Below are 22,410 nucleotides of genomic sequence, written 5' to 3' on the forward strand. Positions count from 1 at the left end.
AATGATCGATTATGCCGATCAGGACGCGATTGCGGCCTCAATCGATTGCATTGCGAACAGTTCCCGAATTTCGTCGGGTACCCGCCGGTAGCGCATTGCGCAGTCAGCGGGTTCCTGGCAGTATCCATGCCCGCTGCGACTACATCGCCAGGTCGGACGCGACACATCCGCGTGCGGGGACGGGGTACGGGAATCGATCATGGGGAACGCGAACGGTCATTGTATAAATATCGCTACATTAATGAGCGGTTTTGCGTGTGCTGATCGGCGTCGCCCGATAACCCGTCTGATAATCGGGGGCTGCGCGTCACGGGGCGGACATTTTGCCGCAGACCATTGATATTCAGGCCGCCGGAGCGGCGGCGCTGCGCGACCGGGATCCCGAGTTGTCCGCGTTGCTCGACGAGGAGCTGGCCTACCAGACCGGCGTGCTCGCCGTCGTGGCGCACGCCAGCGTCGCCGATCCCTCGGTGCTCGCAGCGGCCGGGACCGTGCTCTCGAACATCACCGCCGAGGGCTATCCCGGCCGCCGCTACCACCCCGGCGCCGAGTGGTTCGACGCGGTCGAGCGGCTGGCGGTCGAGCGCGCGAAAGCGGCGTTCGGCGCGCGATACGCCAACGTGCAGCCGCATTCGTGCTCGGCGGCGAACCTCGCGGTCCTGTTCGGCCTGCTGGCGCCCGGCGACACCCTGCTCGGCCAGCACCTCGACGCCGGCGGCCACCTGACCCACGGCGCCCCGGCCTCGATGACCGGGCGTGTGTTCCGGGCGGTTCACTACGGGCTCGACGACGCCGGGCTCATCGACTACGGCCAGGCCGCCGAACTGGCGCGCGAGCACCGGCCGAAGGTCATCGTCGCGGGCGCCAGCGCCTATCCGCGGCGCATCGACTACGGGCGGTTCCGTGCGATCGCCGACGAGGTCGGCGCGTATCTGCTCGCTGACATCTCACACATCGCCGGGCTGGTCGCCGCGGGCGTGCTGCCCAGTCCGATCGACGTCGCGCACGTGACGACCACGAGCACGTACAAGCAGCTCGGCGGGCCGCGCGGCGGCCTGATCCTGATGGGCGCCGAGGCCGGGGCGCTCGGGCCGGACGGCCGGACCCCGCTTGGCACGCTGCTCAACCGGGCGGTCTTCCCGGGGACGCAGGGCACGCCGAACGCCGCGGCCATCGCGGCGAAGGCGCGGGCGCTGGACCTGGTGGGCCGGCCGCTGTTCCGGGACACCGCGCGGCGTATCGCCGACGATGCCGCCGCACTGGCCAAGGCCTTGGCCGGCCACGGATTCCACGTCCTGACCGGCGGTACCGACAATCACATGGTCCTGATCGACGTCGGTCGCAGCGGCCTGACCGGGGTCGTCGCCGAGCGGGCGCTGAGCGAGTGCGGGATCCTCGCCAACCGCAACCGGATCCCCGGCGACACCAGGCCGCCGCTGGTCACCAGCGGGCTGCGGCTGGGCACGAACATCCTCGCGCAGCGCGGGATGGCGCCCGAGCACATGTCGGCGTGCGCGGACCTGGCGGCCCGGGTGCTCGGCGCGGCCGAGCCGTTGTCAGACACCGAATACCGCCTCGATCCCGACGTCCGCAAGGACGTCTTGGACGAAGTGGCGAACCTGTGCCGAAGCTTCCCCATCCCGGGCTACCCGGTGGCGTCGCTGTGACCGTGGCGTCCGGACTGCCCGCCTACCGGATGCCCGCGCCGGGCCGTGCGGTGCACCGCGCCCGGGCCTCGTTGCGGCTCGGCGAGGAGCTGATCGAGGGGCTCGAAGGGCTCGCGAAGGCGCACGACACCGACCTCGATCGCGTGCTGCTCGCCGGATATCTGGCGGTGCAGTCCCGGTACACCGGCGAGCCGCAGGCTGCCGCGGACGTCGGCGGCGGCCTGGTCGTGACGGTCGAGATCGAGCCGCAGTGGACTATCGCGCAGCTCGTGGCCTGTGTTCGCGACACTGCGCCGCATGCGGCCGGAGCCGATGAGCCAGAGTTGGTCATCGAGGTGCGACACGACGGCCCGGTGGTGATCCTCGACGCCGTCTACGACGCGGACCTCTTCGACCACGACACGGTGGATCGCCTGCTGGGTCATATCAATATGCTGCTCTCGGCGACGGCCGCCGACCCGGACGGGCTGCGGCTCGGGGCGGCGCCGATCCTCACCGACGCCGAGCGGCAACTCGTCCTCGTGGACTGGAACGGCACCGAGACAGACCTCGATCACGACGGCTGCCTGCACGAGCGCTTTGCGGCGCGTGCGGCCGCGGATCCGGACGCGCCCGCCCTGATCCATCACGGCGTGGCCTGGAGCGCGGGCGCCCTCGACGCCGCCGCCAACCGGCTCGCCCACCACCTGCGAGAGTTGGGCGTCGGCGTGCGCAGCCGGGTCGCGCTGTGCGTGGATCGCGGCCCGAACCTGCTCACGGCCATCCTCGGCGTGCTGAAGGCGGGCGGCGCCTACGTGCCGCTGGACGCGGACTATCCCGCCGAGCGCCTCGCGTTCATGCAGCGGGACTCAGCGTGCGAAGTACTGGTCACCGAGTCGGGCCTGCTCGATCGCCTTCCGGCCCCCGAATGCCCGGTCGTCCTGCTCGACCGCGACGCCGGCCGGATCGCCGCGCACCGCGACTCCTGCCCCGAGCCTGTCGCAGGACCCGATGACCTCTGCTACGTGATCTACACCTCCGGCTCGACGGGAGAGCCCAAGGGCATCGCGCTGCGCCACCGGGGCGTGCTGAACAACCTCCTCGATCTCAATACCCGATTCCGGGTCGCGGCCGGCGACAAGGTACTCGCGCTCTCCTCCACCAGCTTCGACATGTCGGTGTACGAATTCCTCGGCATCACGCTGGCCGGGGGAGCGGTCGTGGTGCCGGACGCCGGGCTGGCGAAGGATCCGGCGCACTGGCACGAACTGGTGCGGCGCCACGGCGTCACGGTGTGGAATTCGGCTCCGGCGCTGGTGGAGCTCTACGTCGCGCACCTCCAGGGCCTCGCCGCCGCGGAGCAGACCGGACTGCGACTGGCGATGCTCGGCGGGGACTGGGTGAAGAGCACGCTGCCGGACCGGCTGCGGGCCTTCGCGCCGCAGATCCGGGTGATCGTCATGGGCGGGGCGACCGAGTCCTCGATCCACTCCACGATCCACGAGGCCGGCTCGCCCCTGCCGGGCTGGAACAGCATCCCGTACGGCCGGCCGATGGCCAATCAGCGCACGTACATCCTTGACACGGACCGGCGGCCGGTCCCGGTCGGCGTGCCCGGCGAGCTGCACCTGGCCGGGGTCGGCCTGGCCGAGGGTTATCTGGGCCGCGCCGAACTGACCGCCGAGAAGTTCTTCGACTGGTCGGCCGGACCGGTCGCGGACCGCCTGTACCGCACCGGCGACCTGGCCAGGTTCCGCCCCGACGGCCTGATCGAGCTGCTGGGCCGGATCGACTTCCAGACCAAGATCCGCGGTCTGCGGGTCGAGCTCGGCGAGATCGAGGCGAGACTGCGCGCCCGGCCACAGGTGGGCGAGGCAGTGGTCTGCGTCGGCACGGACGTCGCGGGTGACCGGTTCCTGGCTGCTTATGTGGTTGCCGGGACCGAGACGGCGGGCCCGCTGGACGTCGAGGAAATCAGAACCCGGATAGCCGAGGAACTGCCGGACTACATGGTCCCGGCTGTCGTCACCGAGCTGGACCGGCTGCCGGTCACGCCGAACGGCAAGCTGGACCGCGCCGCCCTGGTGCGCATGGCGGGCACGCCGCGTGCCCGCACGACCCGCGGCACCGAGCCGCACGACGAAACGCAGGTCGCGCTCGCCGGGCTTTGGAGCGAGAGCCTCGGTGTCGAAGAGGTCTTCCTCGAAGACGGATTCGTCGCGCTCGGCGGGCATTCGCTCAAGGCGGTGCGCCTCGCGTCCCGGATCCGCGAGACCCTCGGCGCGACGGTCACCTCAGCAGCGGTCCTGGGCAGCCGGGACCTGGCGGAACTCGCCGCGACAGTGCGCGAGGCGAAGGCCGATCCCGCCGGTCCCACCCCCGACGTGCTGCTCACCCGACGGGAGTCCGGCGGCCCGGCCCCGCTGTCCTTCGCGCAGGAACGACTCTGGTATCTGGACCGGCTGGCGCCGGGGACGCCGGCGTACAACGTCGCTGTCTCAGTACCCTGGCACGCTGATCTGGACGTGACGGCGCTGCGCCGCGCGCTGGACCGGCTGATCGAGCGGCACGAGGCGCTGCGCACCCGATTCGTCGAGGTCGACGGCCAGGCACGGCAGATCGTTGACGAACCGTGGCGGATCGAGGTGCCGATCGAGGAGGTGGAGTCCGGTGACGGGGCCATCGCCGCGTCCGAGGCCGCCGTTCAGCGCGAGGCCGGCGCGCCGTTCAGCCTCTCCGCCGGGCCGCTGCTGCGTGCCCGCGTCATCCGCGCCGCCGACGGTCCGCAGACGCTGGTGCTGACCATGCACCACATCGTCACCGACGGCTGGTCGCTCGACATCTTCTACACCGAACTCGGCAAGCTGTACGCAGCCGAGGCCGGCGGCGAGCGGGCAGAGCTGTCCGACCTGCCGATCAGCTACGTCGACTACGCGCTCTGGCAGCGCGCGCAGCAGGAGAGCGGCGCCTGGGCCGCGGACCTCGCCTACTGGCGCGAGACGCTGGCCGGTGCGCCGACCGTGCTCGAACTGCCGTCCTCGCGCACGCGCCCGGCGCAACAGTCCTTCCGCGGCGGCCTGCATCACTTCCGCTGGGACCGCGCATTGCAGTACGGGCTCGCCGAGTCGGGCCGCCGCGCGGGCGTCACCCCGCACATGATCGTGCTGGCCGGATTCGCAGCGCTGCTCGGTCGGCACACCGGCGAGTCCGACCTGGTCGTCGGCGCGCCGGCGGCGATGCGGACGCGGCCGCAGTTGGAGTCGCTGCTCGGCTTCTTCGTCAATACCCTGCCATTGCGCGTCGACCTGTCCGGCGACCCGGCGTTCGGCGAACTGCTCACGCGGGTCCGGGACGCCGCGCTCGGCGCGGTCGCACACCAGGACCTGCCGTTCGAGCGGCTCGTCGACGAACTGCGGCCGCAGCGCGACCCGGCGCGGATGCCGCTCGTCCAATTCCTGGTCCAGTACAACGACGTCCCGTTGCCCGCCCTGACGATCGGCGGGCACCGTCTACAGGCCCGGCTCGCCGATCCCGGCGCGGCGAAAGCCGATCTCGCCCTGATCATCGAGGACCACGGCGACGGGCTCGACGGCAGCCTGGAGTACAACGCCGACGTCCTCGACGCGTCCGACGCCGCGCGATTCGCCGGTCAGCTGCGGCTGCTGCTGGAGCAGGTGTCACAGGCGCCTGAGACACGGCTCGGCGAACTGACCCTGCTCGACGACGCGGAGCACGAGCGGATCGTGCGCGACTGGAATCGTACGGAGACTGAACTTCCTGACGTCGCGGTCCACCGGCTCTTCGAGTCCTTCGCCGACACGCACCCCGACCTGCCGGCCGTCGTCGCCGGAGACCGGACCCTGACATACCGGCAGCTCGACCGGCGCGCCAACCGGGTGGCGAACCGGCTGCGGCGCCTCGGCGTGCGCCCTGCGGATCGCGTCGGCCTCTGTATGGAACGCACGCCGGACCTGATCGCCGCGATGCTCGGAATCCTCAAGGCGGGCGCGGCCTACGTCCCACTCGACCCGCAGTACCCTGCCGAGCGGCTGGCCTTCATGGCCGACGACTCCGGTCTGCACGTCGTCGTGACCCAGCCGGAGACCTCCGGGCTGTTTGCCATGGGCGGCCGCGTCGAACTGTGCCTCGACGGTGCGTGGGACGACTCGGACGCCGAGCGGCCGGACGTCGTCGTCGCGCGAGGCAGCGTCGCCAACGTGATCTACACGTCCGGTTCCACCGGCCGCCCGAAGGGCGTCGTGCTCAGCCACCGTGGGATCGTGCGGCTGGTACGCGGGGCCGACTACCTGCGGCTCGGTGTCGGCGACCGCGTGGTTCAGGCCGCGAACACGTCCTTCGACGCCGCGACCTTCGAGATCTGGACGCCGCTGGCCAACGGCGGCTGCCTCGTGATCCTGCCCCGCGAGGTCGTCCTCGATCCCGACAGGCTCGCCGCCGCGCTCGCCGAGCAGCGCGTCGCGACGATGTTCCTGACCACCGCCGCCGTCAACGCCGTGGTGAATCAGCGGCCTGGCGCATTCGGCACGCTGCGGGAGCTGTTCGTCGGCGGCGAAGCGCTCGATCCCGGCGTGATGCGCCGGATTCTCGAACACGGCGCGCCCTCGCGGCTGATCAACGTCTACGGCCCCACCGAGGCGACCACGTACGCGACCTGGTACGAGATCCGCGACGTTCCGGCGGACGCGGCGGGCGTGCCGATCGGCCGGCCGATCGCCAACACCGAGGCCTATGTCCTCGACGCCGCGATGCGGCCGGTGCCGGTCGGCATGCCCGGCGAACTCCATCTCGGCGGTCCCGGCCTGGCCCTCGGCTACCTGGGCCGGCCCGCGCTGACCGCCGAGCGCTTCGTCCCGCATCCGTTCGCCGAGCGCCCCGGCGAGCGGCTCTACCGCACCGGCGACATCGTGCGGTTCCGCGCGGACGGCGCGATGGAGTTCCTCGGCCGCCAGGACGGCCAGGTGAAGATCCGCGGATTCAGGGTCGAGGTCGGCGAGGTCGAGGCGGCGCTCGCCAGTCATCCGGCCGTGGCCCGCACCGCGGTGATCGTGGACGCGGGACACGGCGAGAAGCGGCTCGCGGCGTTCGTCGAGAAGGCCGTGAAGGGCGATCCCAAGATCACCGCCGAGGAGCTGCGGACCTGGCTGCGGCGCTCGCTGCCCGAGTACCTCGTCCCGTCGGTGTACGTGTTGCTCGACGCGTTGCCGATCACCCCGAACGGAAAAGTCGACCGGCGCACGCTGCGCGTTCCCGAGGGAACCGACGCCCTTGCGTCCGGCTCGGACTCGGCGCCGCGCACCCCGGTCGAGGAGATCCTGACCGGTATCTGGGCCGAGACGCTCGGTGTGGAGCAGGTGCCGGCAGACGGCGACTTCTTCGAGCTCGGCGGCCACTCGCTGCTGGCCATCCCGCTGATGTCCCGGGTCAACGCGGCGCTGGGCACCGACCTGCCGATCAGGGCGCTGATGAGTGGCCCGAACCCCCGCGCGCTGGCCGCGGCAGTGGCGTCGTCCGATAAGACAGCGTTCGACGACGCAGGCCCGATCCCGCGCTGGGAGCCGGGGCCCGACGATCGGATACCGCTGTCCTTCGCGCAGCAGCGCCTGTGGTTCATGGATCAGCTGGAACCGGACAGCTCTCTCTACAACGTCCCGATCGTCCTTCGCCTGCGCGGCGGGCTGGACCGCGCGGCGCTGGAGCGTGCTCTCAATCTCCTGATCCGGCGGCACGAGGCGCTGCGCACGTCCTACCCGGCGAAGCGCGGCGTGCCGCGCCAACAGGTCGCCGCGGCCGATGACCGGGAACTGCCTTTCGTCGACCTGACCGGGCACCCGGATGCGGCGCAGGAGGCTGCGCGCCTCGCAGCCGCGGACGCGGTGCGGCCCTTCGATCTGGCTACCGGACCGGTGTTGCGCGCCAGGCTGGTCCGGCTCGCGCCGGACGAGCACCAACTCGTCCTGGTCCTGCATCACATCGCCATCGACGGCTGGTCGGTGCCGATCGTCTGGAACGACCTTGGCCGTCTCTACGTCGCCGAGGCCACCGGAGAGTCGCACGCACTGCCCGAGCTCCCGTTCCGCTACACCGACTACGCGCGCTGGCAGCGCGAGTGGCTTCAGGGCGAGCGCCTTGAGCGGTTGGTCGAGTACTGGCGCGGCGCGCTCGGCGAAGATCCCGTGGCGAAGCCGCTGCCTTCTGTCCGGCCGGCCCGGCGCACCTTTGCGGGCGCCGTCGCCACGGCTGCGGTCGACGCCGAGCTGACGCGTCGGGTGCGCACCCTCGGCCGGCGCGCGGGCGCGACCGAGTACATGGTGCTGCTGGCCGCCTTCCAGGTCCTGCTCGCGGATTGGACCGGCGAGCCCGAGGTGACCGTCGGTACGCCGGTCGCCGGGCGCGGTCGTCCGGGGCTGGACGCACTGGTCGGCTGCTTCATCAACATGCTGCCGGTGCGCACGTCGCTGGCCGACAGTCCGGACTTCCCGGCGCTGCTCGCGCGGGTGCGGCACGCGGTGCTCGGCGCCCTCGCGCACGAGGATCTGCCCTTCGACAAGCTCGTCGAGGCGCTCGTGTCCCGTCGCGGCCGCGAGCTGTCCCCGCTGTTCCGGGTGATGTTCAACTACATCGGCGCGCAGGAGGCGCCCGACTTCGGGCCGGCGCTGCGGGCCGAGGGCGAGCTGCGCTGGACCGGCGAGACCGCCATGTTCGACCTCGGACTCGTCGTCGAGGCGGACGCCGACGGCCTGCGCCTGACGCTGCCGTACGCCACCGACCTGTACTCCCCGCAGCAGGCGGACGCTTTGCTGGCCGAGTACGTGCGCGTGCTCTCCCGGCTCGTCGGCGAGGAAAAACAGGATCCTGACAGGAGGATGCCGTGACTCTTGACGTGGCCGTGGCGGCCGAGCTGCCGCCGCCCGAGCTGCCGACCGCGGACGTCTTCCGGCCCTGGCGTCCCGGTCCGGCCGCCGTGCCCGGGAACCGGCGGCTGACCCTCGGCCGAGAGCGTTGGGCCGCCCTGTCCGAGCGTGCCGCGAAGCACGGCGGGACCGGGTCCGAAGCCGTCTTCACGGCCTTCGCCGACGTGATCGGTGCGTGGAGCCGGACGCGCGGATTCGCGATCCGCCGTGATGACGCGTCGACGAGTTCTGCCGTCGCTGTCGTGCAATCGGACGTGTCCGCGCCCTTTCGCGTGCGGGTGGCGCAGGACCGGGAGCGCGCGGACGCGCGTGACGCCGGCCTTCCCGCCGCCTTCGCCTTCGGCGCCCCGCTTCGTGAAACCGGTGACAGCCTGCTGATCGGCTGCCATGCCGACACGACGGCCGAGGAGGGGCTGACCGTCGAATGGCACGTGAACGAGGCCGCGTTGGCGGCCGGGATCGCCGACGCGATGTTCACCGCGTTCGAGCAACTGATATGCGGGCTCGCCGATGTGGACGCCACGTGGGAAAGCCCTGACACAGTCCCGCTGCCCGCCGGCCAGGCGCTGCGTCGCGCCGAGGTCAACGCCACCGAAGGGCCGCTGCCGGACGGGCTCCTGCACGACCAGGTCGTGGCGCAGTGCTCGCGTACGCCCGATGCCGTCGCCGTCGTCGCCGCCGACATGACCCTGACGTACGCGCAACTGTTACGCCGGGCGGTCGCGGTCGCCGCGGACCTGCGCGGCCGGCCGGGCGGCAGCGGCCGGATCGTCGCGGTCGCGTTGGACAAGAGCGCGGCGCAGATCGTGTCAGTCCTCGCAATCCTGCTCGCCGGCGCCGCTTATCTGCCGCTCGACATGGCGCAGCCGCCGGCGCGCCGGGGCCGGATCCTGCGCGACGCCGGTGCGCGGTTCGTGCTGGCGGCCGGCGACGACGCCCGGAACGGGGAATGGCCCGAGGACGTCACGGCGGTCGCGGTCGACGAATTCGGCGAGGTCGCTGACGCCGCCGAACCGCCCGCCTCGACCACCGGCCCTGATGATCTGGCCTATGTCATCTACACCTCCGGTTCCACCGGGGTGCCCAAGGGCGTGATGATCAGCCATCGGGCCGCGCTCAACACCGTCGAGGACCTCAACCGGCGTTTTGCCGTCGGCGCCACCGATCGCGCCCTGGGCTTGTCCTCGCTCGGCTTCGACCTGTCCGTCTACGACATCTTCGGCCTGCTGGCGGTCGGCGGCGCGCTCGTCCTGCCGGATTCCGGGCGGCGCGGCGACCCGGCGCACTGGGCCGAGCTGCTGGTGCGGCACGGGGTCACCGTGTGGAACTCGGTTCCGGCGCAGATGGGCATGCTCGCCGACCACCTGGAGGCCGAGGGCGGCGCGGACGGCGCGAGCCCGCCGCGGCTGCGGCTGGTCATGCTCTCCGGGGACTGGATTCCGGTGCCGCTGCCGGATCGGATCCGGGCCCTGATCCCCGGGCTGCGGGTGGTCAGCCTCGGCGGGGCCACCGAGGCCGCGATCTGGTCGATCTGGTACGACATCGGCGCGGTCGCGGCGCACTGGCCGAGCATCCCCTACGGCGGCCCGATGGTGAATCAGACCTGGCATGTTCTGGACGACCTGCTGCGGCCGCGCCCCGACGGCGTCGTCGGCGAGCTCTACATCGGCGGAGCCGGGCTGTCGATGGGATACCTCGGCGACGAGGAGAAGACCGCGTACCGGTTCGTCCGGCACCCGGAGACCGGCGAGCGCCTGTACCGCACCGGCGATCTGGGCCGCTACCACCCCGACGGGCTGATCGAGCTGCTGGGCCGCCAGGACCGCCAGGTGAAGATCCGCGGCTACCGGGTCGAGCCGGCCGAGATCGAGGCGATCCTGCTGGCGCATCCGGCGGTGAAGGACGCCGCGGTCGTCGCGCACCCCGACGCTTCCGGCGGCCTGCGCCTGGCCGCGTACTACGTCGGCATCGACGATGACGTCGCGGTCGCCGACCTGCGCGAGCACGCGGGCTCGCAACTGCCCGCGTACATGGTGCCGAGTACGTTCACTGCGCTGCCGGCGCTGCCGTTGACCGGCAACGGCAAGGTCGACCGTGCCGCGCTGCCGGCTCCGGCCGCGGGCTCTGACGCGGGAGCGCCGGACGACGGCGGGGACGACGCGCCGCTCACCGAGGCGGAGCGGATCATGGCCGGGATCTGGGCCGAGATCCTGGAGGTCGAGGCCGTGCGGCCGACCGACGACTTCTTCCTGCTCGGCGGCCACTCGATGCTGGCCACACAGGTGGTCGCCGAGGTGCGGGAGCTGTTCGGCGTGCGCGTGCCGCTGCGGCTGATGTTCGAGGACACGACGCTGCGCGGCTTCGCCGCAGCGGTCGCGGCCATCGTGGCGGCGGCCGGCGGACAGGGCACCGGGGAAGGAGAGGTCTGATGATCGACGACGAGGAACTGCCGGACGACGCGGGCGCGATCGCCGTCGTCGGGCTGAGCTGCCGGCTGCCCGGCGCGCGCGACGTCGACGAGTTCTGGGATCTGCTGGTCTCCGGGCGCGAGGGCGTGACCCGGTACACCGATCAGGAACTGGACTCGGCCGGGGTCGCCCACGACGACCCGGCGTTCGTCCCGGTCGCCGGGGCGATCGACGGCCCCGGCATGTTCGACGCCGAATTCTTCGGCCTGACTCCGGCCGAGGCCGCGATCACCGATCCGCAGCACCGGCTGTTCCTTGAGTGCGCGTGGCAGGCGCTCGAACGGTCGGGCCGTGTTCCGGGCCGGATGCCCTCGCGCGTGGGGGTGTTCGCGGGCGCGTCCAACAGCGGCTACCGCCACGAGCGCGCGAGGCACCGCGGCGCGGGAACCGCCGGGCAGCCGCTCCAGGTGGCCGTCGGCAACGACACCGACATGCTCGCGCTGCGCGTCTCCTACAAGCTCGACCTGACCGGTCCCAGCATCACGGTGCAGACCGCCTGCTCCTCGGCGCTGGTCGCGGTGCACCTGGCCTGCCAGAGCCTGCTGACCCGCGAGTGCGACGCGGCACTGGCCGGTGGCGCGGCGGTCCGGTTCCTTGAGCCCTCCGGATACCGCCACGAAGAGGGCGGGATCCTGTCCAAGGACGGGCACTGCCGCCCCTTCGACGCCGCCGCAGACGGCACCGTGGCCGGTGACGGCGCGGGCGCCGTGGTCCTCAAGCGTCTTGAAGACGCCATCGCCGACGGCGACCACATCCACGCCGTGATACGCGGCACGGCGGTCAACAACGACGGCGCCGCCAAGATGGCCATCACCGCGCCGTCGGTCGCGGGTCAGACCGCTGTCATCGCGGAGGCGCTCGCGGTCGCGGGCGTCGACCCGGCGACCGTCGACTACGTCGAGACGCACGGTACCGCGACGCCGTTGGGCGACCCGATCGAGGTCCGCGCGCTCGCCGACGCCTTCGGCGGCGGCCTCGCGCCCGGCTCATGCCTGCTCGGCGCGGTGAAGTCGAACATCGGCCACCTGGACGCCGCCGCCGGCGTGGCCGGGCTGATCAAGACCGTGCTCGCCCTGGAGCACCGCTTCATCCCGCCGACGCTGCACTTCACCGCGCCGAATCCGGAGGCAGGACTCGACGGCGGGCCGTTCCGCGTCTGCGCGCAGGGAACGCCGTGGCCGCAAACCGGCCACCGGCCGCGCGCAGGCGTCAGCTCCTTCGGATTCGGCGGCACGAACGCGCACATCGTTCTTGAGGCAGCGCCGGTGGCCGCGGCCCGCGAGCCGTCCGCGTCCGAGCCCTGGCACGTTCTTCCGCTCTCGGCGCGCACGCCTGAAGCGCTGGACAAGGCGACCGGGCAGCTCGCCGAGCACCTGCGGGCGCATCCCGAGGCAGAGCTCGATGACGTCGCGCACACTCTGCGGACCGGCCGCGCCGATTTCACCCACCGGCGCACCGTCATCTGTCGTGACCGTGACGGCGCAATCGCGGCCCTTGCGCCTGCCGGTCGCGGACCGGCACCGGCCGACCGCAGCGTGGACGGCCGGTGGACCGCGTTCCTGCTGCCAGGCCAGGCGAGTCAGTACGCGGGCATGGGTGCGCAGCTGTATCGGCGGGAGCCGGTGTTCCGCGCCGCCTTGGACGAGTGCGCCGAACTGCTGCGTCAGTACGCGGGCTGGGACGTGCGCGACGTCGCGTTCGACCAGGACGGCGCCGAGCGGTTGTCGCAGACCCAGTATACGCAGCCGACGGTCTTCGCCCTCGACTACGCGATGTGCTGCCTGCTCGACGAGTACGGGGTGCGGCCGGACGCCATGCTCGGTCACAGCCTCGGCGAGATCGTGGCGGCCTGTCTGTCAGGTGTGTTCTCGCTGGAGGACGCGCTGCGCATCGTCACCGTCCGCGCGCGGCTGATGCAGGAACTGCCGACCGGCGCCATGCTCGCCGTCGCGTTGCCCGAGGACGAGCTGAGCGCTGTACTCGACGGACTCGGAACGATCGCGGCGGTGAACGCGCCGGGGTCGTGTGTGGTCGCCGTGAGTGACGAGGAAGTCGCGGACGTGACCAAGCGGCTTGACGCGCATGGCGTCATGGCCATAAGTCTCCAGACCTCGCACGCCTTCCACTCGCCGGTCATGGACCCGGTGCTCGACGCGATCGCCGAGGCGGTCGGCGAGGCGGATCTCGGCGTGCCGCGGATCCCGTTCGTCTCCAACGTGACCGGGACCTGGATCACCGACGAACAGGCCACCGATCCGCGGTACTGGGCCGAGCACGCGCGGCGCCCGGTGCTGTTCTCCGCCGGGCTCGCGAGCCTGCTCAAGACGGACGCCGTGCTGCTGGAGGCCGGGCCGGGCAGCGCGCTCGCCGGATTGGCCCGCGCCCACCGCACCGCCGACGGGGCGGTGCCCGCCATCGTCACCACCATGCGGCGCTCGCGGACCGAGGAGATCACCGAGGGCTACGCCTTCGCCGAGGGCCTCGCCGGCCTGTGGCGGCACGGCGCGACCGTCGACCGTCTCGCCGCGCGTAGCGACCGGACGCCGCGCCGCGTGCCCCTGCCGACCTATCCGTTCGAGCGCACGAACCATCTCCTGCCCAAGCCCGACGCCGACGGCGCACGCATCGGCGCACGCCTCCCCGAATCCCGCTGGCACCACGTCCCGGTCTGGCGGCGCAGCCCGCTCGGCCGCGGCGGCGCGGCGCTTTCGCAGCCCACGGATTTCCTGGTCTTCGAGGACGGATTCGGGATCGGCGGCCGGACCGCCGGGCTGCTGCGCGGCGCCGGGCACCGGGTCGTGACCGTCGGTGCGGGCGCCGATTTCGAGCGCCGCGCGGATGACGCCTACGCCGTCGACCCGCGGCACCCCGAACACGTCGGCCGCCTCATCAGGGAGCTGCGACGGAACGGACGCCGGTTCGGCCGGGTCGTCCACGCCTGGAGCGTCGCCTCGGACCCGGCCGCCGATGACGCGGCGCAGCGCTGGCAGAGCGCGCTCGACTTCGGCTATCTCAGCCTGATTCAGGCGGTGCAGGCGCTGACCGAGACCGGCGACCACGAGCCGGTCCGGGTCGATGTCGTCACCGGGCAGCTCTTCGACGTGGTCGGCGAGGCAGTACAGGGGCCGCAGCGCGCTGCGATCCTCGGTGCCGTCACGGTTCTGCCGCAGGAGTTCTCCACGGTCCGTTGCCGCGCCGTGGACGTCCTGATGCCGTCAGACGACGCGGCCCGCGACCGGCTGGCCGAACAGCTCGTCAGGGAGCTGACGGCGTCCCCGGACGACGATCTCGCCGCCTACCGAGGCGACCACCGGTGGACCCGGACGTTCGCGCCGGTCGAGACCGGGAAGGCGGACGCGCCGCAGCTGTCGGGCGTCATCGTCACCGGCGCTTCGGGCGAGGCGGGGATGGCGTTCGCGGAACACCTGGCTGCCACCGGGGCTCGGTTGTTCCTCGTCGGTGAGCCGGGATTCCCGGAGTCCCGGCCGGACGGTGGCCGGGCGCAGCGGTTGGCCACGCTGCTGGCCGGGCACCCCGGTCAGATCCGTTACCACGCCGCCGACCTCGCGGATCCCGAGCAGGCGCGGACGGCGGTCGACGAAGCGCGCGGGCACCTCGGCGCCGTCGACGGCTTGGTCCACGCTCTCGACGTGCGCGGCTCGGGGCTGGTCGCGCTCAAGAGCCGGGAGCAGCTGGCACCCGCGCTGACCGCGCGGGCAAGGTCCGTCCTGCTGCTCGACGAGTTGCTGCGCGACGATCCGCTGGAGCTGTTCCTGCTGGTCTCGTCGACGACCGGCATCGTCGGCGGCTTCGGCCAGCTGGAGAACTGCGCCGCCGCCGCGTTCCTCGACGCCTTCGCCCACGCCCGGTACGCGGGCGGACGGGCCGCGACCGCGGTCGACTGGGGGCAGTGGGACTGGGACGACTGGCTTGAGCAGCACTCCGCCGGCAATGCGGAGATCACCGCGAAGCTGCGGCGGGCCCGCGAGGAGTCCGGAATCCCGACGTCGGCGGGTATCGCGGCGGCCTGGCCCGTGGTGGCCGCGGGCTGGCCGCAGGCGGTCGTGTCCTGCGTGGACCTGCAAGACGTGCTGGCCGGGGCGGCGACCCTGACGACCACCGCGTACGCCCGCGAGACCGATGCGCAACGCCGCGCCGGCGACGGCGGCTGGGATCCGGCCGTTCTGTGGCCGGACGACGAGATCGCCCGCGCCGTCGCGCAGGTACTGCACGAGGTGCTCGGGGTGACCGGCTTCGGCCCGGACGACGACTTCTTCGCCCTCGGCGGGAACTCGCTGTTCGCGATCCAGGTCATCGGCCGGCTGCGCGAGCGGTTCGACGACCTGGCCATGGGCGCCATCTTCGAGGCGCCGACCGTGCGTACCCTTTCCGGGGTGATCCGGGCGAACCGGCCGCGATCGCTGGAAGACCTGTCCCCGGAGGAGCTGGAGGCCCTGTTGGCCGAGATCGAGAGCCTGTCTCCGCAGGAGGCCGAGGCGCGGCTGCTCGGAGGGGACGCCTGATGACGACGGCGCCCGACCTCTCCCCTTCGGACGTGACCGGGGCCGGTGGCGCGGGGGCAGGTCCGAAGAGCCCCGACATCACCGGGCGGCTCGCCGCGCTCTCCCCGCAGCAGCGCGCGCTGCTGGAGCGCAAGCTCCAGAAGCCGGCGCCCGCACCCGGCGGCTCGCCGCAGGCGCCCGGCCCGCGGCGGCGCGCCCGCCGCGAGGACAGCGTGATGGACTTCATGCTGTTCTTCTTCTCCGGCGACGGATCGGCGGCGGGCCCCGGCAAGTACGATCTCTTATTCGAGGCCGCGCGGTACGCCGATCGCAACGGGTACGCCGCGATCTCGGTCCCCGAGCGGCACTTCGTGGACTTCGGCGGGCTGTATCCGAACCCCTCGGTGCTGGCCGCGGCCCTGGCCGCGATGACCGAGCGGATCCAGATCCGGGCCGGCAGCGTCGTGCTCCCGCTGCACCACCCGGTGCGGCTCGTCGAGGAGTGGGCCGTGGTGGACAACATCTCCGGCGGCCGGGTTGCGATCTCCTGCGCCGCCGGCTGGCACCCGGACGACTTCATCCTGGCCCCCGACGCGACCGCGCAGAGTTTCGAGAACCGCCGCGAGGAGATGTTCGACCGGCTCGCGCGGGTCCGGAAGCTGTGGGCCGGGGAGGCGGTGTCTTTCCCCGGCCTGTACGGCGAGCCGGTCGAGGCGCGCACGCTGCCCCGGCCGATCCAGCCGGAGCTGCCGGTGTGGATCTCCTCGCAGGGCAGCCCCGACACGTTCAAGGCGGCGGGCGCCGCCGGTGCCAATGTACTGACAGGTCTGGTGGCCCAGCGGCTGTCCGACCTCGGGGAGAAGATCGCCGCCTACCGCGCGGCGCGGCGCGAACACGGCCACGATCCGGCGGCCGGGAAGGTGAGCGTGATGGTGCACGCCTTCCTCGGCGACGACGAGGCGGCCGTCAAGCAACTCGTGCGGCAGCCGCTCATCGACTACCTCAAGACCTTCCTGGAACAGCAGGACAGCTTCGGCAGCGAGTACACGGCCGTCAGCGGCGAGGCGCGGGACGCCATGCTCGCGGCGGCGTTCGAGCGCTACTACGACTCCACCGCGCTGCTCGGCACGCCGGACAAGTGCGAAACCCTCATCGAGGACCTGGTGGACATCGGGGTCGACGAGGTCGCCTGCCTGGTGGACTTCGGCGTCGAGCCGGACGCCGTGCTCGCCGGCCTCGACCACCTCACCGAGCTCAAGGACCGATACCGCCGCAAGGACGGGGGACAGGCCGCATGACGGAAGTCACGGTGTCAACGGGCACGCTGTCAAAGGGCACGGAGGCCGACGTCGCGCAGCGGCTGGCGAAGCTCTCTCCGGCGCAGCGTGCGCTGCTGGAGTCGCGGATCGCGGGCAGGCACCCGGCGCCCGCGCTCGGCGCGGTGCCCAAGCGGGACAAGCCGAACCGCAACCGGCTCAGCCTCGACCAGGAACGGATCTGGCTGATCCACCAGTTCGACGAGACCAGCCCGGTCTACAACGTGTTCTTCGGCTCGCGGCTGCGCGGGCCGCTCGACGCGGACGCGATGGAGCGGGCCGTCGACGCCGTCGTCGCGCGGCACGAACCGCTGCGCACCACCTTCGAGATGGACGGCGACCGCGCGGTCCAGATCGCGCACGAGACGATGACGCCGGGGCTGCGGCGCGAGGACCTGTCCGCGATCCCCGCCGACCGGCGCGAGGCCGAGATGTTCCGCCTCGTCAACGCCGAGGTGAGCGTTCCGATCGACATCAAGGCCGGGCCGCCGCTGCGGGTCGTGCTCTACCGGCTCGCCGACGACGAGCACGTCATGGTGACGACGGTCGACCACCTCGTGTGGGACCGACAGTCGGCCGGCATCTACGAGAGCGAGGTCGCCGGGTACTACCGGGCGTTCGTCGCCGGCGGCGAGCCCGAGCTCGCCGAGCTGCCGATCCAGTACGCCGACTACGCCGAGTGGCAGCCGCAGTGGCTCGACCAGGAGGTGCGGAAGCGTCAGCTGCCTTACTGGCGTGACCAGCTGTCCGGCGCGCCGCTGGTGCTGGAGCTGCCCACCGACTTCGCGCGGCCGTCGGTGCAGACCTTCAACGGCGCGCGGTATGAGTTCTCGATGACGCCGCGGCTGACCTCGGCCATCAGGGAACTGGCGCGCAGCGAGGGGGTGACCGTCTACGTCGCGCTGCTGGCCGCGTGGCAGCTGCTGCTGCACCGCTACAGCGGCCAGGAGGACATCATCGTCGGTACCACGTCCTCCACCCGCAACCGGCCGGAGATCGAGGCGATCATCGGCTACTTCCTCACCATGCTGCCGCTGCGCACCACGCTGCGGCCGGACATGACGTTCCGTGAGCTGCTGCGCGCGACCCGGGCCACCGTGGTCGGCGCGATGGACCACCACGACATGCCGTTCGGGATGCTGCTCGACGAGCTGGACATCGACCGCGACCCGACCCGCAACCCGGTTTATCAGGCCTCGTTCTTCTTCGTGGACTTCCACGAGTCGGAACTCGACCTGGCCGGACTGAAGCTGGAGCCGCTGGTCTTCGACAACCGGACGGCCAAAGACGACTGCATGCTGTGCATCTTCGACGACGTGGTGCTGGCCGACCACTTCTTCGGGCTCTTCGAGTACAACACCGACCTGTTCGCCGAGAGCACCGTCGCGCGCATGTGGGACCACCTGGAACTGCTGCTGGAGCAGGGCACCGCAGACCCGGGCCGGCGGATCGGCGCGTTCACGCTGCTCGCCGAGGACGAAGCCGAGCGGATGCTGGGGGAGTGGAACCGCACCGAGGCGCCCCGCGAAACCGGCGTCTGCCTGGACGACCTGGTGCGGCGCCAGGCAGTGCGAACGCCGGACGCGGTGGCGGTGCGTGACGCCGACGGCAGCCTGACCTACGCGGAGCTCGTTGACCAGGCGTCACGGCTGGCCGCACATCTCGCCGCGCTCGGCGTCGGACCGGAGACGGTCGTCGGGGTCTGTCTTGAGCGGTCCCGCGATCTGCTGGTCGGGCTGCTCGGAGTGCTCATGGCCGGGGGTGCCTACCTGCCGCTGGACCCGCAGTTCCCGGCCCGGCGCGTCACTGAGATGACCTCTGACGCCGGAGCCGGGGTCCTGCTGACGCAGGGCGCGCTGGTCGACCGCTTCGCCGATGCCGCTGGCGAGGTCGTCCGTCTCGACCTTGACCGTGACGCGATCATGGCACGTGAGCCGCTGTCTGGTGCGCCGACCGTGCGTGCTGACCGTCTGGCCTACGTCATTTACACCTCTGGTTCCACCGGACGGCCCAAGGGCGTCGAGGTCACCCACCGCAACCTCGTCAACCTGCTGACGGCCCTCGCCGAGGACTTCCGCCTGGTCCCCGGCGACGTGCTCACCTCGGTCACGTCGGTGTCCTTCGACATCGCCGGGCTGGAGCTGTACGCGCCGCTGATCAGCGGCGCGAGCGTCGTCGTCGTTCCGCGCGAGACCGCACAGGACGGCCGCGCGCTCGGTGAGCTGATCGCGGCGTCCGGTGCGACGGTCATGCAGGCGACCCCGGCGACGTGGCACCTGCTGACCGAATCCGGCTGGCGCAACGACACCGGGATGCGGCTCGTCGTGGGCGGCGAGGCGCTGCCCAAGGCGCTGGCCGAGACCCTCGTCGCGGACGGCGCCGGACCGGCGTGGAATGTCTACGGCCCGACCGAGACGACGATCTGGTCCACGACGTGGCCGATCGTGGATGGCGCCGCCGAGATCTCCATCGGCCGCCCGCTGGCCAACACCGAGGTGTACGTGCTCGACGAGCACCTCGACCCGGTGCCGGTCGGGCTGCCCGGCGAGCTGTACATCGGCGGACGCGGCGTCGCCCGCGGCTACCGGGCCCGCCCCGACCTGACCGCGGACCGTTTCGTCCCCGACCCGTTCAGCGGCCGTGCGGGCGATCGGCTCTACCGCACCGGCGACGTGGTCCGCTACCGGCCGGACGGCACGATCGTCTTCCTCGGCCGCAACGACGGGCAGGTCAAGCTGCGCGGCTTCCGTATCGAACTCGGCGAGATCGAGGCGCGGCTGGAGCAGCACCCGGCCGTCTCGCGCGCGGTCGCGATCGTGCGCGAGGACCGTCCCGGCGACAGGCGGCTGGTCGCTTACGTCGCAGGCCGCGGCGCGGCGCCCGCCGCCGAGCGGCTGCGCGAGCACCTGCTGGCGACGCTGCCGGACTACATGATCCCGTCGGCGTTCGTCGAGATCGCCGAGTTCCCGCTGACCACCAGCGGCAAGATCGACCGCAGGGCCCTGCCGAAGCCGTCCGCCGAGCGCGACGGCGCCGACTACCTCGCCCCGCGCGACGAGGTCGAGCTGGAGGTGGCGCGGATCTGGGAAGAGGTGCTCGACGTGCGGCCGGTCGGGCTGCGCGACCGCTTCTTCGACCTCGGCGGGCACTCCCTGCTGGTGCTCAAGCTGGTCGGGCGGATCGAGGAGCGGTTCGGACAGCGCCTGCCGATGGCCGCCATCTTCCAGGGCGCGACCGTTGAGCGGTTCGCGCGGATGCTGCGCGACGGTTACGAGGAGCAGACCGACGCGCACCTGGTCGAGATCCGGCCCGGCCGCGACGGCGCCAGGCCGGTCTACTTCGCGCACCCGGCGGGCAGCGAAGTGGTCTGCTACATGCCCTTCGGCAAGCTCCTCGAACCGGAGCAGCGGCCGCTCTACGCGGTCAGCGCCCCGGCGTTGCGCGACGGGAAGCTGCCCTACGCGACCTTCGAGGACCGCGCTGCGGACTACGCGCGGGTGATCCGTGAGCAGCAGCCGCAGGGTCCTTACTCGATCGTCGGCTGGTGCTATGGCGGCACCAACGCGTTCGCCATCGGCCGCGAGCTGGAGAACCAGGGCGAGCAGGTCGAGGTCGTGCTGATCGACGCGTATCCGCCGGTCTACGTCGATCCCGCCGACGAGCCCGGGCGCGCGCAGATCGTCGAGGCGCTCGCGCTGAACCTGGTCTGGAACTTCGAGGAGGACCGCAAGAGCCCCGGGGAACTGGCCGCGATGAGCGACGAGGAGCACCTCGACTACCTGCTCGAACTGGCCCGCCGCGGCGGCTACCTGCCGGCCGAGTCGGGCCGCGAGCGTATCGCGGAGGTCGTCGACCTGTGGGTGGCCAACCTCAAGCTGATGTGGCGGTACCGGCCGACGCCGCTGGCCGGGCCGCTCACGCTGATCCGGGCGAGCGAGCCGAACCCGGAACTGGCCGCGAACCCGGCGCTGTTCGAGGCCTGGCACGGCTGGGCCGGTTCGGGCCTGCGCACCGCCGCCGCCGCCGGCAACCACTACACGATGATGCGCGAACCGCACGACGCGGGCCTGGCCGGGACGATCAGCACCCTGCTCGCCGGCCCGATCCGCTTCGCAGAGCCCGACAACGGGGAAGGCGCCTGATGCTCGAACTGCTCAAGGACCGGGTTTACCTCCGCTACTGGCTGGCGGTCGTGGTCTCCTTCCTCGGCGACGCCATGACCAGGGTCACGCTGCTGTTCCTGGTGGCGCGGCTGACGCACAGCGCGATGATGATCGCGGTCGCGGTCATGGCGCAGCTGCTGCCCTCGGGAGTGCTGGCGGCGTTCATCGGACCGCTGGCCGACCGGGTTCCCAAGCGGATCCTGCTGGTCGGCTCCGACCTGGTGCGCATCGGCATCGTGCTGGCGATGATCCCGGCGCAGCACACCGTGTGGGCGCTGATCGCCCTGATGCTGGCCGAGGGTGTCGGCAAGGCGTTCTTCGAGACCGCGCGGATCGCGGCGGTGCCGAAGGTGGTCGGCGGCCCGGCCCGGATCCCGGTGGCGATCGCCCTGTTCCAGAGCACGTATCAGACGGTCAACCTGGCCGGCCCGGCGGTGGCCGGTCTCCTGATCGGCGCGGGGAGCGTCCCCACGGTCTTCGGGATCGACGCCGCGACCTTCCTGGTCTCGGCGCTGCTGCTCGGCTCGCTCGCGGTGCTGCGGGAGATGCCGGCCTCGGGTCAGGCCGCCGAGTCGTACTGGGCGTCGATGCGCACGGGCATCCGCGGCGTGCTCGCGGTGCCTTCGCTGCGCGTGCTGCTGGTGCTCGCGATCCCGGTGACGATCGTCTACGGGCTCTTCACCACCAACGTGAACGCCGAGTTCCTCAACGTGTTCAACCTGTCCGGCCGTCAGTACGGCTTCGCGCAGGCGCTGCTGGCCGGGGGTGCGGCGATCGGCGCGCTGTCCGGCCCCGCGCTGATCCGCCGGTTCGGAAAGAACCACGGACTGCTGCTGACCGGCATGGGCCTGTTCGGGCTGGCCATGGCCGAACTCGGGCCGACGCAGTGGATCTGGCACCACTCCGGCTGGGCCGCGATCCTCCAGTGGTGCCTGCTGACCGGACTGTTCGCCGGGTTGTTCCAGGTGCCGATCGCCAACACCCTGCTCACCGACATGCCCGACGAACTGCGCGGCCGCGGCGTGGGCCTGCTCAACGCGATCACGTTCAACTTCACCATCCTCGGCGTGCTGGCCGGCGGCGCCGCGGGCGCCCTGTTCGGGATCGCCGGCTCGATCATCGTCCCCGGACTCGTGCTCGCCGCGTTCACCGTCGCCGCCGCCGTCGTGCTGCGATCCAGCGCGTCGCAAGCGGCGTCTCAGGCCACTGAGAAACCGGCTCCGGTGACGCGGTGACCTGGTGACCCGGTGACCTGGTGATCCGGTGACCCGACCCCGACCGTCCCGCACGACCTATCCGAAGGCTCCATCTCCATGGACTCACCGATAGTTCCACACACTTCGAACCGAATCGGGGCCGGCGGCGCAGGGTCGGCCGACGCGC

At 71.8% G+C, this 22,410-nt stretch carries 7 protein-coding genes; all 7 read left to right on the forward strand.

From position 1 onward, the window contains the following. Positions 1-323: 323 nt before the first annotated feature. From glyA to VGS97_RS28430, 7 genes are read left to right on the forward strand one after another with little or no spacing between them, the layout of a single operon-like run. On the forward strand, positions 324-1,667 hold the full coding sequence (glyA, locus tag VGS97_RS28400) for a serine hydroxymethyltransferase (protein ID WP_326856755.1): 1,344 nt from the start codon (positions 324-326) through the stop codon (positions 1,665-1,667). Continuing rightward, complete coding sequence (locus VGS97_RS28405; RefSeq protein WP_326856756.1) at positions 1,664-8,539, forward strand: non-ribosomal peptide synthetase; 6,876 nt, start codon at positions 1,664-1,666, stop codon at positions 8,537-8,539. The genes glyA and VGS97_RS28405 overlap by 4 nt, the downstream gene beginning before the upstream one ends. Then, positions 8,536-11,007 carry an amino acid adenylation domain-containing protein gene (locus VGS97_RS28410; RefSeq protein ID WP_326856757.1) on the forward strand — a complete coding sequence of 824 codons (2,472 nt, stop codon included), beginning with the start codon at positions 8,536-8,538 and terminating at the stop codon, positions 11,005-11,007. Before VGS97_RS28405 ends, VGS97_RS28410 begins: the two co-directional genes overlap by 4 nt. Next, entirely contained in the window at positions 11,007-15,569 is a 4,563-nt protein-coding gene (locus VGS97_RS28415; protein WP_326856758.1) for an SDR family NAD(P)-dependent oxidoreductase, read from the forward strand. Before VGS97_RS28410 ends, VGS97_RS28415 begins: the two co-directional genes overlap by 1 nt. After that, on the forward strand, positions 15,569-16,846 hold the full coding sequence (locus VGS97_RS28420) for a MupA/Atu3671 family FMN-dependent luciferase-like monooxygenase (protein ID WP_326856759.1): 1,278 nt from the start codon (positions 15,569-15,571) through the stop codon (positions 16,844-16,846). The genes VGS97_RS28415 and VGS97_RS28420 overlap by 1 nt, the downstream gene beginning before the upstream one ends. Then, the gene (locus tag VGS97_RS28425) at positions 16,843-21,006 is read left to right on the forward strand and encodes an amino acid adenylation domain-containing protein (RefSeq protein WP_326856760.1); all 4,164 of its coding nucleotides are present in this window, start codon (positions 16,843-16,845) and stop codon (positions 21,004-21,006) included. The genes VGS97_RS28420 and VGS97_RS28425 overlap by 4 nt, the downstream gene beginning before the upstream one ends. Then, positions 21,006-22,262 (forward strand): MFS transporter, encoded by a 1,257-nt coding sequence (locus VGS97_RS28430; protein ID WP_326856761.1) that lies wholly within the window; start codon positions 21,006-21,008, stop codon positions 22,260-22,262. Before VGS97_RS28425 ends, VGS97_RS28430 begins: the two co-directional genes overlap by 1 nt. Positions 22,263-22,410 lie beyond the last annotated feature (148 nt).

This window comes from Actinocrinis sp. (genome assembly GCF_035946395.1).
Classification (GTDB): domain Bacteria; phylum Actinomycetota; class Actinomycetes; order Streptomycetales; family Catenulisporaceae; genus Actinocrinis.

What these genes read in the sequence shown, in the direction of transcription:
- VGS97_RS28415 (WP_326856758.1), top strand. Translation starts at nt 11,007, where the DNA reads ATGATCGACGACGAGGAACTGCCGGACGACGCGGGCGCGATCGCCGTC.
- VGS97_RS28420 (WP_326856759.1), top strand. Translation starts at nt 15,569, where the DNA reads ATGACGACGGCGCCCGACCTCTCCCCTTCGGACGTGACCGGGGCCGGT.
- VGS97_RS28425 (WP_326856760.1), top strand. Translation starts at nt 16,843, where the DNA reads ATGACGGAAGTCACGGTGTCAACGGGCACGCTGTCAAAGGGCACGGAG.
- VGS97_RS28430 (WP_326856761.1), top strand. Translation starts at nt 21,006, where the DNA reads ATGCTCGAACTGCTCAAGGACCGGGTTTACCTCCGCTACTGGCTGGCG.